General features: G+C 57.0%; 10 protein-coding genes and 2 rRNA genes. 5 read left to right on the top strand and 7 right to left on the bottom strand.

Annotation, left to right across the window (positions count from 1 at the left end):
• Window positions 1-26: 26 nt before the first annotated feature.
• The 3 genes from ADG881_RS14050 to ADG881_RS14060 all read left to right on the top strand — a co-directional run bounded on the left by ADG881_RS14050 (window position 27) and on the right by ADG881_RS14060 (window position 4152).
• A 23S ribosomal RNA gene (locus ADG881_RS14050) occupies window positions 27-2917 on the top strand.
• Between the two features lie 204 nt (window positions 2918-3121).
• Window positions 3122-3237 (top strand): 5S ribosomal RNA (gene rrf / locus ADG881_RS14055).
• A gap of 378 nt (window positions 3238-3615) precedes the next feature.
• Window positions 3616-4152, top strand: coding sequence for a tyrosine-protein phosphatase (locus ADG881_RS14060; RefSeq protein WP_039926854.1), 537 nt, complete (start codon window positions 3616-3618; stop codon window positions 4150-4152).
• Here ADG881_RS14060 and yegS read toward each other — a convergent pair.
• Complete coding sequence (gene yegS / locus ADG881_RS14065; protein WP_039927478.1) at window positions 4144-5046, bottom strand: lipid kinase YegS; 903 nt, start codon at window positions 5044-5046, stop codon at window positions 4144-4146. The two genes, ADG881_RS14060 and yegS, sit on opposite strands and share 9 nt — an antisense overlap.
• A 195-nt stretch (window positions 5047-5241) precedes the next feature.
• Between yegS and ADG881_RS14070 the strand changes: the two genes are divergently transcribed.
• Both ADG881_RS14070 and ADG881_RS14075 read left to right on the top strand, forming a co-directional pair.
• Complete coding sequence (locus ADG881_RS14070) at window positions 5242-5442, top strand: DUF2061 domain-containing protein (protein ID WP_007151059.1); 201 nt, start codon at window positions 5242-5244, stop codon at window positions 5440-5442.
• Window positions 5443-5519: 77 nt separating this feature from the next.
• The gene (locus ADG881_RS14075) at window positions 5520-6203 is read left to right on the top strand and encodes a TetR/AcrR family transcriptional regulator (RefSeq protein WP_007149631.1); all 684 of its coding nucleotides are present in this window, start codon (window positions 5520-5522) and stop codon (window positions 6201-6203) included.
• Window positions 6204-6221: 18 nt separating this feature from the next.
• Here ADG881_RS14075 and ADG881_RS14080 read toward each other — a convergent pair whose 3' ends face one another.
• From ADG881_RS14080 to ADG881_RS14105, 6 genes are all read right to left on the bottom strand, one after another.
• Entirely contained in the window at window positions 6222-7013 is a 792-nt protein-coding gene (locus ADG881_RS14080) for a class I SAM-dependent methyltransferase (protein ID WP_039926855.1), read from the bottom strand.
• A gap of 14 nt (window positions 7014-7027) precedes the next feature.
• Entirely contained in the window at window positions 7028-7594 is a 567-nt protein-coding gene (locus tag ADG881_RS14085; protein ID WP_007151575.1) for a TetR/AcrR family transcriptional regulator, read from the bottom strand.
• 11 nt (window positions 7595-7605) lie between these two features.
• Window positions 7606-10392: a valine--tRNA ligase gene (locus ADG881_RS14090; RefSeq protein ID WP_007150891.1), complete on the bottom strand. Its 2787-nt coding sequence runs from the start codon at window positions 10390-10392 to the stop codon at window positions 7606-7608.
• Between the two features lie 161 nt (window positions 10393-10553).
• Window positions 10554-10943 carry a hypothetical protein gene (locus ADG881_RS14095; RefSeq protein ID WP_007149488.1) on the bottom strand — a complete coding sequence of 130 codons (390 nt, stop codon included), beginning with the start codon at window positions 10941-10943 and terminating at the stop codon, window positions 10554-10556.
• Between the two features lie 20 nt (window positions 10944-10963).
• Window positions 10964-11383 (bottom strand): DNA polymerase III subunit chi, encoded by a 420-nt coding sequence (locus ADG881_RS14100; RefSeq protein WP_007149654.1) that lies wholly within the window; start codon window positions 11381-11383, stop codon window positions 10964-10966.
• A 79-nt stretch (window positions 11384-11462) separates the two neighbouring features.
• Window positions 11463-12932 (bottom strand): leucyl aminopeptidase, encoded by a 1470-nt coding sequence (locus ADG881_RS14105; RefSeq protein ID WP_007151539.1) that lies wholly within the window; start codon window positions 12930-12932, stop codon window positions 11463-11465.
• Between the last annotated feature and the right edge of the window lie 177 nt (window positions 12933-13109).

Genomic DNA, 13109 nt, shown 5'->3' on the forward strand with positions numbered 1-13109 from the left:
CTGGAAGTGACTGTTTTGGGTTATATAGTCAAGTGAATAAGCGTACACGGTGGATGCCTTGGCAGCCAGAGGCGATGAAGGACGTAGTAGCCTGCGATAAGCTTCGGGGAGTCGGCAAACAGACTTTGATCCGGAGATTTCCGAATGGGGAAACCCACCTGTCATAAGGCAGGTATCACATACTGAATACATAGGTATGTGAGGCGAACGCGGGGAACTGAAACATCTAAGTACCCGTAGGAACAGAAATCAATTGAGATTCCGTCAGTAGCGGCGAGCGAACGCGGATTAGCCCTTAAGCTTGTGAATGATTAGGAGAACGGTCTGGGAAGGCCGGCCATAGTGGGTGATAGCCCCGTATCCGAAAATCTGATCAAGTGAAATCGAGTAGGTCGGAGCACGTGAAACTTTGACTGAATGTGGGGGGACCATCCTCCAAGGCTAAATACTCCTGGCTGACCGATAGTGAACCAGTACCGTGAGGGAAAGGCGAAAAGAACCCCGGAGAGGGGAGTGAAATAGAACCTGAAACCGTGTACGTACAAGCAGTCGGAGCCCTCTTGTGGGGTGACGGCGTACCTTTTGTATAATGGGTCAGCGACTTAATTTCAGTAGCGAGGTTAACCGTTTAGGGGAGCCGTAGGGAAACCGAGTCTTAATAGGGCGTATAGTTGCTGGGATTAGACCCGAAACCGGGCGATCTATCCATGGGCAGGTTGAAGATGCGGTAACACGCATTGGAGGACCGAACCGACTACCGTTGAAAAGTTAGCGGATGACCTGTGGATCGGAGTGAAAGGCTAATCAAGCTCGGAGATAGCTGGTTCTCCCCGAAAGCTATTTAGGTAGCGCCTCGGACGAATACCACTGGGGGTAGAGCACTGTTTCGGCTAGGGGGTCATCCCGACTTACCAAACCGATGCAAACTCCGAATACCAGTGAGTACTATCCGGGAGACACACGGCGGGTGCTAACGTCCGTCGTGAAGAGGGAAACAACCCAGACCGCCAGCTAAGGTCCCCAAATTCCAGTTAAGTGGGAAACGATGTGGGAAGGCTCAGACAGCTAGGAGGTTGGCTTAGAAGCAGCCACCCTTTAAAGAAAGCGTAATAGCTCACTAGTCGAGTCGGCCTGCGCGGAAGATGTAACGGGGCTCAAACTGGATACCGAAGCTGCGGCTGCATACTATGTATGCGGGGTAGGGGAGCGTTGTGTAAGTCTGTGAAGGTGTGTTGAGAAGCATGCTGGAGATATCACAAGTGCGAATGCTGACGTGAGTAACGATAATGGGAGTGAAAAACTCCCACGCCGAAAGACCAAGGTTTCCTGCGCAACGCTAATCGGCGCAGGGTGAGTCGGCCCCTAAGGCGAGGCAGAAATGCGTAGCTGATGGGAAACAGGTTAATATTCCTGTACTTCTTATAACTGCGATGGAGAGACGGAGAAGGCTATGCCTACCGGGCGTTGGTTGTCCCGGGGAAAGGCTGTAGGCTGAGGTGTTAGGCAAATCCGGCACCTTAAGGCTGAGAGTCGAGACCACTGGTCCTTTGTGACCGGGAAGTGGTTGATGCCATGCTTCCAGGAAAATCTTCTAAGCTTCAGGTTATAAGGAACCGTACCCCAAACCGACACAGGTGGTTGGGATGAGTATTCTAAGGCGCTTGAGAGAACTCGGGTGAAGGAACTAGGCAAAGTGGTACCGTAACTTCGGGAGAAGGTACGCCGCTGACGGTGATGAGACTTGCTCTCTGAGCTATCGGCGGTCGCAGTGAAAAGGCCCCTGCAACTGTTTATTAAAAACACAGCACTCTGCAAACGCGTAAGCGGACGTATAGGGTGTGACGCCTGCCCGGTGCCGGAAGGTTAATTGATGGGGTTAGCTTCGGCGAAGCTCTTGATCGAAGCCCCGGTAAACGGCGGCCGTAACTATAACGGTCCTAAGGTAGCGAAATTCCTTGTCGGGTAAGTTCCGACCTGCACGAATGGCGTAATGATGGGGGCGCTGTCTCCACCCGAGACTCAGTGAAATCGAAATCGCAGTGAAGATGCTGTGTACCCGCGGCTAGACGGAAAGACCCCGTGAACCTTTACTATAGCTTCACAGTGGACTTTGAACCTGTTTGTGTAGGATAGCTGGGAGACTTTGAAGCAGTGACGCTAGTCATTGTGGAGTCGTCCTTGAAATACCAGCCTGGCATGTTTGAGGTTCTAACCTGGGTCCCTTATCGGGATCGGGGACATTGTGTGGTGGGTAGTTTGACTGGGGCGGTCTCCTCCCAAAGAGTAACGGAGGAGCACAAAGGTACCCTCAGCACGGTCGGACATCGTGCAACGAGCGTAAAGGTAGAAGGGTGCTTGACTGCGAGACTTACAAGTCGAGCAGGTGCGAAAGCAGGTCTTAGTGATCCGGTGGTTCTGTATGGAAGGGCCATCGCTCAACGGATAAAAGGTACTCCGGGGATAACAGGCTGATACCGCCCAAGAGTTCATATCGACGGCGGTGTTTGGCACCTCGATGTCGGCTCATCTCATCCTGGGGCTGAAGCCGGTCCCAAGGGTATGGCTGTTCGCCATTTAAAGAGGTACGCGAGCTGGGTTTAGAACGTCGTGAGACAGTTCGGTCCCTATCTGCCGTGGGCGTTGGAGATTTGAGAGGAGCTGCTCCTAGTACGAGAGGACCGGAGTGGACGAACCTCTGGTGTTCCGGTTGTCACGCCAGTGGCATTGCCGGGTAGCTACGTTCGGACGGGATAACCGCTGAAAGCATCTAAGCGGGAAGCCTCCCTCAAGATGAGATCTCCCTGGGAACTTGATTCCCCTGAAGGGCCGTTGAAGACCACAACGTTGATAGGCTGGGTGTGGAAGCGTTGTAAGGCGTGAAGCTAACCAGTACTAATTGCCCGTGAGGCTTGACTATATAACACCAAAGCAGTTACTCGGCACATCAAGCCAGGTAACGCAAAGATACGGTGTGAGAGATACTAACCTTGCAGTTGAATAGCAAACTTCTCGTTACCCAATTTGGCTTTGCCGGTGAGCAAGCAGTTCTACTTCGGTAGAGAACACCGGTAAGGCAACCTATTTGGTCATCCTGATTATTCAGGGCAACCAAACCAGTTTGCCTGACGACCATAGAATGTTGGAACCACCTGATCCCATGCCGAACTCAGAAGTGAAACGACATATCGCCGATGGTAGTGTGGGGCTTCCCCATGTGAGAGTAGGTCATCGTCAGGCTCTTAAATACAAAAAAGGCCCCCTAGCGTTATGCTAGGGGGCTTTTTTTGTATTTAGGATACGGTGAATTATTCTCCCTACCTCGCGGCGAAGCCGCCATGTGACAAGCGATGCTCCGCAGGAGCCAGCTTGGTGCGCCGCAGGCGTCCCGAAGGGATGACGAGCATGCTCGTCACGCACTGTCGGTCATCGTCAGGCTCTTAAACAAACAGAAAACCCTCGTCGCGAAAGCGCCGGGGGTTTTTTGTGTTCAGGCTGGGCAGAAGCGCGCTTCTTGTCACAGCCTAGCTCTGCCAGGCCCCCGCCCCCCTCCCTGTAATACCCTTGCCAAAAAGACACGCCACACTGCAGCGATATCCACGTTGCGGAGTTTTTGCCATGCTGTTCTATACCGTCGTTGCGGTCCTTCTTGCTGTTTTATTTATTTACCGGTATCGCAAGCTGATGTATCACTTTCGTGTGGTCAAACCCGGCAAGCTTTACCGTAGTGGGACTCTGGGGCCGGTAGGCTTGCGTATCATGCATCGGGTATTGGGGATCAACACGATTGTCAATTTGCGCCTGGAGTCGGAGTACAGCAAGAAGGGATGGTATGTACGGCAGCTCGCTTATTGTCGCCGCCATGGATTAAAGCTGGTCAATATCCCCATGGCCCAGGACACACCGCCAACGGAAGCGCAGATCCTGCAGTTTATGGATGAGATTGATCGCGGTGGAAGCCGCTGTCTGGTGCACTGCGAGATGGGCGTCATTCGAACCGGAATGATGGTGGTGGCAGTGGCAACACGTCGTTACGGCGTCAAGGATCTGGGGGTGTGGGAGCATTTCCCCCTGTACGGCCACAAGCTGGATCAACGTCGGCAGAAAGTTCGCGAGTTTGTCCAGCGTTGCGGCGGGCAGCAGGCATCAGCCTAACAGCGGGCTGTTTTCTGGCAGGTACAAGCGAAGTGCATTTGGAATGGAGCGGATGTGAAAGGTGGTATTTTGAATGGGCTCGCCGTCCAGGTTCAGGTTCATTGGCGTTGGTGTTTCAATGTGCATTTCACTGAGCCGGGTACGTATGAATAATCCTTCCTGGTTGGGGTCCTGACGGGCTTCGCTGTCGAACAGCTCTTTCACGCCGGCGAGCAAGTCCATGTCTGCGGGAAGGATCGCCACATCGAACAGGCCATTATTGACCAGGGCGTCAGGGCATAGACGCTGTCCACCACCTGCCTGGCGACCATTGCCCAGACCCAGGGCGAGAAATTCGCCCTCCCATTCAAAGTCTTCGCCCTTGAAGTGCCCTTTGGCGGATTCGATTTCCGAGAATCGACTCAGGCCGGTGAGCAGGTAGGCTGCCCCGCCAAGCATCTTCTTCAGGTCTTCCGATGTCTGGGTTGTGACTTCCGTACCGAAACCGCCGGTGGCCATATTGAGGAAATAATGGTCATTAACCTGTATGACATCGCAGGGGTGAGGGTCGTTTTCGAGCAAGCGAAGGTTGTCTGACGGCTCCGGTGAAATGTCCGCAGCAGTGGCAAAATCGTTAGCCGTGCCAAGTGGGAGGATCGCCAGCTCCAGATCTTGCTGGCCGCTTTCCATCAAGGCCTGGGTGATGTCGCGTACTGATCCGTCACCACCGCCGGCAATGAGCGTTGTAAAGCCGTTATTCAGGGCTTCCTGGACATAACGCTCGGCATCGCCGCCTTCCCAGGTGACTCGAACAGCCAGCTCGTGGCCCTGATCACGCCAGTTCATGACTGCGTCGCGAACGGCCTGATTCGCGGCCTGTTTACCGTGGAGAATCAGGAAGGCTTTCTTGCTCATGGTGTAAACCCTGTCGTTGGCGAATGCCATAGAGTAAAGCACTGAGCGTGACTGGCGCATGATTTAGGGGGCAAGTTAACAATCCTTGATAATCGCGTAGTGATAATGATTGCTATTAGCTATTGCTGGGATATGGGAATAGCATTTCTCTATAGGGATAGGGTTGGCGATGATAGTCGAAAAGGAGGGCATCTCATGGCCAAGACAATCAGTTTCGGAGTAATGCATATTTCAGTGGCGTTTCTGGTCGTCTGGGCGATGACCGGCGACTGGCGTATCGGTGGTTTGACGGCGCTGGTGGAACCTTGTGTGAATACGGTGGCTTACCATTTCCACGAAAAGGTCTGGAAGCGTCGCCGAGACCCTGAAGCGGTGAGCGGAACGGTCATGGCTTAGGATAAACTCGGTGTTTACTCTGTGATGACCGTTGGTTAAGCTACCGCAAAGTATACATTGTAAGGGGTATTTGTCAGGTGCAGACAGGAAGCAGTGACATTGATGCGATTCGCCAGGTGGTGAATCAGGTGTTGGAAGTGCATGCCCGCGAAGAAGGGGGGCAACGCTCCCAGGCGCGGGCGGAGATCCTGATCCATTCCATGCAGGTTTTTGCCCAGCGCGGGTTGCAGCGTACGACAGTTCAACACCTGCTGGATGCTTCTGACGTGTCGCGCCGAACTTTCTACAAGTACTTCCGCAACAAGATGGATGTGCTGGAAAGCATTTACCGTATTTTTGTGGATAACATGCTGCTGCACTTCCACAAAGAGGTGAAGCAGGCATCGTCTGCCAATGACATCATCCGCAACACCACCAAGGTGTATTTCGATTATCACGTGAGCATGGGGCCGGTGATCAAGCTGATGATGGAAGAGGCCCGTTCTTCTGATTCGGCCCTTGCGCCACACCGTACTCGTGCCCAGACGCTGGCGTCGGAAGTGCTTGCGGTACAGATTAACCGGTTTACCGGCAAGAACTACGAGCCGCTGGTTTTCCTGACTATGCTTTGGATGCTGGAAAATTACTCGCTGTATATTTTCGAGGACGGTGGTTTTTCCCAGGAACGCCTCGACCAGTGCTTGCGGGTAGCGGTGGGGGTGGCTGAATCTCTGGTGCTGGGTGAAGTCACGCCGGGCATGCTGGAGCGCCCGGCGCCGTAACGATTCTATCGAGCCGGGTTACTCCGGCTTGATAAACTTCAGTGTCATACGGTCACTTTCCCCGATCGCTTCATAGGTGTCCCGGTCCTTGTCGCCAAGACGCAGGCTGGGGGGCAGTGTCCAGACCCCGGCCGGGTGGTTTGCCTGATCCTTGGGGTTGGCGTTAATTTCCGATTGATCCACCAGCTTGAACCCCGCCTGTTCGGCTTGGGCAATCACATATCCCTCGCTCATGTAGCCCGTTTCGATTTGTCTTTCCAGCGGGCGGACCTCCGGTGCACGATGCTCCACGATGCCGAGAATGCCGCCGGGTTTAAGGGCCTGGTAAAAGCTGGCAAACACCGCTTCCGTCTTCCCCGCTTTTGCCCAGTTGTGCACGTTGCGAAAAGTCAGCACGCGGTCTGCGGTGCCCGCCGGGGCGATAACCGTGTAAGTGGGGGGATTGAGTGCCGTGACCCGAACATGGTCGTAAATTTCCGGGTGCTCTGCCAGCTTGGTCTTGAACTGGGTCACCGAGCGGCGATAGAACGGGATGTCACTGTCTTCAGGAAAGTGGGCGGCGTAATAGGTGCCGGACTTGTAAAGCCAGGGCGCGAGAATGGAGGTGTACCAGCCGCCGCCGGGCCATATTTCCACCACCGTCATGTCTTTTTCGACATCGAAAAATTTCAGGGTTTCCACCGGGTGGCGGTATTCGTCACGGGCCTTTTCCTGCGGGGTGCGGTGGGGGGCGTCGGTCAGCTGATCGAGCGTTCCGGCGTGAATCAGGGTGGTGGAAAGCAACGCGGTAAAGATAACCATAAGTCGCATGATCTCGGCTCGTCCTATCTGAGGCCGCGGATCAACACCTTCATGTAGTCTGCGGCTTGTTGTTCGAGGCTGCCCTCACCTGTGAGGGCCCATGTATACGTGGTTCCGGTGACAAGGTTTACCATCATCAGAATCGTATCGCGAGTAGGCAGGGCAACAAAATAGCCGTCTTTGCGCAGTTCATTGAAAAAAGCATCGGCCACGGGCAGGTTTTGCTCCATCAGGGTCAGATACTGGCGCTGGATGTCGCCCATGAAGTCGCCGGCCTCCTGAATCAGCACCCGGGAAAAATCCTGATTCTGTTCCAGGTAGCGAGCCACGGCTCGGCACAGGCTTTCCAGCCGCTCCAGGGGAGGCGCAACACCGATCAGTTCGGACAGGATCAGATCGCGGATGGTGTTCAGGTTTTCCTTCACAATGGTCAGCAGCAAGGCTTCCTTGGAAGGAAAGAATTTATAGATGGTGGCCTTGCCCACGCCGGCCCGCTCGGCAATAGTCTTTACCTCGGCACTGCGAAAGCCTTCGCTGGCGAAGACTTCCTGGGCGCAGGTGAGAATGCGGGCGCGGCGGGGATCATCCATGATGGCCGTCCTTACAGGTATTTGATTTTTTCCAGCTGCTCGTCGAGCTTGGCCAGCTGGGAGCGATAGTCATCCAGCTTGGCTTTTTCCTTATCGACCACCGCCTGGGGCGCCTTATCGACAAACTTGGGGTTCTTCAGCTTGCCTTCCGCGCGGCCCACTTCCTTGCGTAGTTTGTCGGTTTCCTTGGATAGCCGCTCTATTTCCGCTTCCTTGTCGATCAGCCCGGCCATGGGCACCAGAATTTCCATGTCGCCTACCAGTGCCGTGGCGGAGGCGGGGGCGGAGTCTTCCGCTGCCAGCCAGGTAATGGATTCCAGTTTGGCCAGTTTGCTCAGGAAGACGCGGTTGGCCTCCAGCAGGGCCTGGTCGGAGTCCTTGCCGTTATGCAGGTAGATTGGCAGCGCCTTGCCCAGCGGGATGCCCATTTCGCCACGAATGTTGCGTACCGCACTGATCACCGCTTTCACCCATTCTGCACCGGTTTCAGCATCAGTATCGATTTTGGCGGGGTCGCTGGCCGGGAAGGCTTGCAGCATGATGGTGTTGCTGTTTTCACCTTCACTGTCTGCTGCTTTGCCTGCCAGTGGGGCAACCTTTTGCCAGATTTCTTCGGTAATAAATGGCATGAAGGGGTGAGCCAGGCGCAGGATTGCTTCCAGAACAGTGACCAGGGTGCGGCGGGTGCCTCGTTTCTGGGCAGCGGAGTACTCGTCGCCCCAGAGCACTGGTTTGGAAAGCTCCAGATACCAGTCACAGTATTCATTCCAGATGAACTCGTAGGCGGCATGGCTGGCCACGTCAAAGCGGAAGCTGTCCAGTGCGTCGCTGACTTCCTGCTCGGCCCGTTGCAGGGCAGAGATAATCCAGCGGTCCGCCAGGGACAGCTCGATGTCGCTGTCAGCCGTGACGCCACAATCTTCGCCCTCGGTATTCATCATCACATAGCGGGCGGCATTCCAGATCTTGTTACAGAAGTTCCGGTAGCCTTCGATCCGGCCCATGTCCCACTTGATGTCCCGGCCTGTGGAGGCCAGTGACAGGAAAGTAAAACGCAGGGCATCGGTCCCGTAGGGGTTGATGCCATCCGGGAAATCCTTGTGAGTGCGCTTGGTAATCTGCTTTTCTTTTTGCGGCTGCATCAGCCCCTTGGTGCGTTTGTCGATCAGCGCGTCCAGGGTAATGCCGTCGATCATGTCCAGCGGATCGAGCACATTGCCCTTGGACTTGGACATCTTTTGGCCGTCGTTGTCGCGCACCAGGCCGTGCACATAAACCTTCTTGAAGGGCACCTGGTCGGTGAACTTCAGGGTCATCATGATCATCCGGGCAACCCAGAAGAAGATGATATCGAAACCGGTCACCAGCACATCGGTGGGATGGAAGGTGCGCAGGGCATCGGTGTCTTCCGGCCAGCCAAGGGTAGAGAAGGTCCACAGGGCGGAGCTGAACCAGGTGTCCAGAACGTCATCGTCCTGGCTCAACGGTGTGTCACCAAGATTGTGTTCGGCGCGGACCTCTTCCTCGCTGCGGCCCACATAGACATTGCCGTCGGCGTCATACCAGGCAGGAATGCGGTGGCCCCACCAGAGCTGCCGGGAAATACACCAGTCCTGCAGGTCGCGCATCCAGGAGAAGTACATGTTTTCGTAGTTCTTGGGCACGAACTGGATGTCGCCATTTTCCACGGCGGCAATGGCGGGCTTGGCCAGCTCTTCCACGGCCACGAACCACTGATCGGTCAGGTAGGGTTCGATGACAACGCCGGAGCGGTCGCCACGGGGCACCTGCAGGGTGTGGTCAGCTACCTTTTCCAGCAGACCAAGGGCATCCAGATCATCCACGACTTTCTTGCGGGCATCCACGCGGTCCAGGCCGCGATAGGCCTCCGGCACTTCTTCATTGAGGGCCGCATCCGCAGTCAGGATGTTGATCATCGGCAGGTCGTGACGCTTGCCCACTTCATAGTCGTTGAAGTCATGGGCGGGGGTGATTTTTACGCAGCCGGAACCAAAATCCGGGTCCACATAATCATCGGCGATGATGGGGATGTCGCGCTCTGCCAGCGGCAGGCGAATGGTCTTGCCGATCATGTCCTTGTAGCGCGGGTCTTCCGGGTGCACGGCCACGGCGGTATCGCCGAGCATGGTCTCCGGGCGGGTGGTGGCAACCACCAGATGGCCGGAGCCGTCGGAAAGCGGGTAGCGGAAGTGCCACATGTGGCCCTGTTCTTCCACGTTCTCCACTTCCAGGTCGGAGATGGCCGTGTGCAGGGCAGGATCCCAGTTGACCAGGCGCTTGCCACGGTAGATCAGGCCTTCCTTGTGCAGGCGCACAAAGACTTCGCGCACGGCGTTGGAGAGGCCGTCGTCCATGGTGAAGCGTTCGCGGGTCCAGTCCACGCTGGCGCCCATGCGGCGCAGCTGGCGAGTGATGGTGCCGCCGGATTCGCCTTTCCACTCCCAGACCTTGTCGAGAAACTTCTCCCGGCCCAGTTCGTGGCGGTTGGTGCCTTCGCCGGCCAGTTTGCGTTCCACCACCATCTGGGTGGCGATGCCGGCATGGTCGGTGCCCACCTGCCACAGGGTGTTGCGGCCCTGCATGCGGCGGTAGCGCACCAGGGTGTCCATGATGGTGTCCTGGAAGGCGTGACCCATGTGCAGGCTGCCGGTGACATTGGGGGGCGGGATCATGATGCAGAAGGAATCACCCTGGCCGCTCGGCTTGAAATGACCGGCCTTTTCCCAGTGTTCATACCAGGATTGCTCGATGCGATCGGGTTGGTAGGTTTTGTCCATGATCACCGCTTCTAAACCAGAAAAAATGAGGGCGAATTATAGCGAAGCGGGGCGGGTTCGTCGCGGGTTGTGAGAAAACGCCTGGCGCCGAGCGCCGGATGCCTGACGAGGCAAACAGAAAAGGCGGCTCACTTTCACAAAGGCACCTGGGCTGAGGTGCGTCAGGTCTTCCTGCGCAGGGCCGCGCGTAGCTTCAGGCGCAGGGCCTTTTCGAGCTTGGGCAGGGCCTCGGCCACCAGTTCATCAATGGCGGCGTCGATATCGCGGTTGGTCAGCGTCGGGCGCGGGGCTGCCGTCTGTGGGGCAGGGGTGGGGACGGAGGGGGCCGGTTGCGCTGGTGATGTGCTGGGCGCCGGGCGACCGGACAGGAATGGATTGGCCCGTTCGCTGGCGAGCTGCCGGATCCGCTGAGAATCCGGAGCTGTGGTGTCTTCTGCTGAGGGCTTCAGCAGGGGCGGCTGAGTCGGGGTGTCAGCATCATCCAGCAGGGACTGAACATCATCCAGTTCCTTGAGTAGCGCGTGTTTTGCCGTCTCCTTGTTGTTGCTCATCGCCGTGTCGCTCGCAGTGGTCAGCCCAGTTCATGAGTGGTAACGGGAAAGCCCCGGTCCCGGTAGAAGCGGAAGCGCTCTCGTCCCTGTTGTCGTTCGGTATCGGCGCCGCTGATCATTTCGGCCACTCGCTGGAAGCGGGACGAAAAGTCCGGCACCTGGTCGGTGAGGTTGATCAGCACATCGTGATGATGACCGGGATCGTCGCCGAACCCGAGCAACACCGGTGCCTGGCCTTCCCCGCCCAGGGCATGGGGCAAGAAACCCGTAGCAGGAGATTGCCAGAATTGTGCGTCCACCTGTCGTGCATGGGCCTCATTCTGGCAATGCACATAAACCTGGCGACCTTGCTTCAGGGCTTTATCGGCAATTCGCCAGGCCAGCGCCTGGCGTACACCGTCCCCGACCTTGCTGCTGAGATAGAACGTGACTTCAGTCAATTAAAGGCTCCATGCGACACGCCTGCAGGCAACACGCCGAGTGCGTTTGGTTCGCGTGCGGCGTGTTGCGTGAGGCTTGTCAGCATTGGTTCATCAAATAGCGAGTAAGCATGGGCACCGGGCGGCCGGTGGCGCCCTTGCTCATGCCGCCGCTGACCCAGGCGGTGCCGGCGATGTCCAGGTGCGCCCATTTCACGTCTTTGGTGAAGCGGGACAGGAAGCACGCGGCGGTGATGGAGCCGGCCTTGGGCCCGCCAATGTTCTGCATGTCGGCGAAGGGGCTGTCCAGCTGGCTTTGGTACTCGTCCCACAGGGGCATGGGCCAGCCGCGGTCGCCGGTTTCCTTGCCTGCGGTGAGCAGGGCTTCGCTGAGGGCATCATCGTTGGCGTAAACCGCCTGGGCATGGGCGCCCAGTGCAACCACGCACGCGCCGGTGAGTGTGGCGATGTCGATGACGGTATGTGGCTTGTGCTTCTGCTGCACATAGGTCAGCGCATCACACAGCACCAGCCGGCCCTCGGCATCCGTATTGAGGATTTCCACGGTCTGCCCGGACAGGGTCTTGACGATGTCGCCGGGGCGCGCGGCCCGCCCGTCGGGCATGTTTTCGGCGGCGGCCACGACGGCGACCAGATGGATCGGCAAGCCCAACTCACACACGGTCTTCACGGAGCCGAAAACGCTGGCGGCACCGCCCATGTCGTATTTCATTTCATCCATGGTGGCGCCGGGCTTCAGAGAGATGCCGCCGGTGTCGAAGGTGATGCCCTTGCCAACCAGGGCCACGGGGCCTTGTTTGGTCGGTTTGGCGCCTTTGTACTCCATCACGATGATCTGGCCCTGGCGTTCGGACCCTTTGGCCACCGCATGGAAGGCGCCCATGCCCATCTTTTCGGCCTGTGCCTGGCTCAGCACTTTTACGGTGAGTTTTTCGTAATCCTTGGCCAGATCGCGGGCCACGCCGCTCAGGTATTCGGGGAAACAATCATTGGGGGGCAGGTTGCCCAGATCCCGGGCCAGGTTCACCCCAACGGCGACCGCCTTGCCGGTTTTGTGGGCCTTGGCGAGGGCGGCGTCTTTTTCCGCGTGCCAGAAAGTCAGCTTGGCCAGTTTGCTGGCCGGCGCCGGATTGCTGCGGTAGGCGTCGAAACGGTAGGTGCTTTCTTCCACTACCCGGCTGCCTTCGCGAACCTGCCATTCCAGTGCCTGGGGCTGGGCGTCATCCAGCAGCCAGAGGGCCTGTTTCACCGGGGCGGCCGTCAGTGCCTTGGCGGTTTTTTGCACCAGGGAGAGCCAGCTGTGGTCGCTGAGTGGGCTGTCACCGGTGCCGACCAGTAGCAGACGGGCCGCATTGATGCCCTGAGGGGCATGCAGCCAACCCAGTTGACCTTTGCTTGCGCTGAAATCGCCGGCCTTCATGAACTGGGAAATGTGTTCGCGGGTGCTGTCTGGCAGGGCCTCGGGAAGGTCACTTTTCTTGCTCAACAGTACGATCAGGGCGTCTGCCTTGCTTTTTTCCAGGGGCCTGTTGCTTACTGCGAAGTCCATGCTGTCTCCAGATCAATAAAAGGGTGGGGGCGCTATTCACCCGATAAATAAAGGAAATAGTGGGCCGTCACGCACGGAAACGCAATCCGTTCGGCGCTTTCCATCGGTGGCCTTATTCACACGGAATTATCACCTTGGTCGAGCACTCAGTTACACTAGGTGGCATTCACTGCTGCC

Source organism: Alcanivorax sp. DG881, from assembly GCF_000155615.1.
Classification (GTDB): Bacteria; Pseudomonadota; Gammaproteobacteria; order Pseudomonadales; family Alcanivoracaceae; genus Alcanivorax.